Origin of the sequence: Rhizobium sp. PRIMUS64, from assembly GCF_023006465.1 — a bacterium.
Classification (GTDB): Bacteria; Pseudomonadota; Alphaproteobacteria; order Rhizobiales; family Rhizobiaceae; genus Rhizobium; species Rhizobium leguminosarum.
This window is the reverse complement of sequence record NZ_JALBGX010000310.1, coordinates 1-803: the sequence shown is the minus strand read 5'-3', so window position 1 is coordinate 803 and position 803 is coordinate 1. Positions and strand designations below refer to the sequence as shown.

Annotated in this window: 1 pseudogene; it reads left to right on the top strand. The window is 61.9% G+C overall.

Annotation, left to right across the window (positions count from 1 at the left end):
* Positions 1 to 803, top strand: a pseudogene (locus tag MOV76_RS39285) (Ti-type conjugative transfer relaxase TraA); the annotation flags it as partial.

Genomic DNA, 803 nt, shown 5'->3' with positions numbered 1-803 from the left:
GCCGTGATGTCGTCATCAGCGAGAGCAGCTATCGCAATGTCGATCATGGCTACGCCGCGACCATTCACAAGTCTCAAGGCGCCACTGTCGAGCGAACCTTCGTGCTCGCCAGCGGCATGATGGACCAGCACCTGACCTATGTGTCGATGACGAGACACAGAGACCGCGTCGACCTCTATGCGGCGAAGGACGATTTTGAAGCAAAGCCGGAATGGGGACGAAAGCCGCATGTCGATCATGCCGCCGGCGTCACCGGCGCGCTCGCGGAAACAGGACAAGCCAAGTTCCGGCCAAGCGATGAAGATGCCGACGACAGTCCCTATGCCGATGTCAGGACGGATGACGGCACCCTCCATCGTCTATGGGGCGTCAGCCTACCGAAGGCGCTCGAGGAGGGTGGCGTCTCAGAAGGCGATACCGTCACGCTGCGCAAGGACGGCGTCGAGCGGGTGACGATCAAGGTTGCGATCGCCGACGAACAAACCGGCCAGAAGCGGTTCGAGGAAAGAGAGGTCGACCGCAACGTCTGGACCGCCAGGCGGATCGAAACCACCGCAGAACGTCAGCAACGGATCGAGCGGGAAAGCCATCGACCGGATGTGTTCAAGCAACTGGTAGAGCGCCTGTCGCGTTCAGGCGCCAAGACGACGACGCTCGATTTTGAAAGCGAGGCCGGTTATCGCGCCCATGCCCAAGATTTTGCCCGCCGCCGTGGTCTCGATCACCTTTCGCTTGCCGCAGCCGGGGTGGAGGAAAGCCTTTCCCGGCGGTGGGCCGGGATTGCCGAGAAGCGCGAGCAGCTG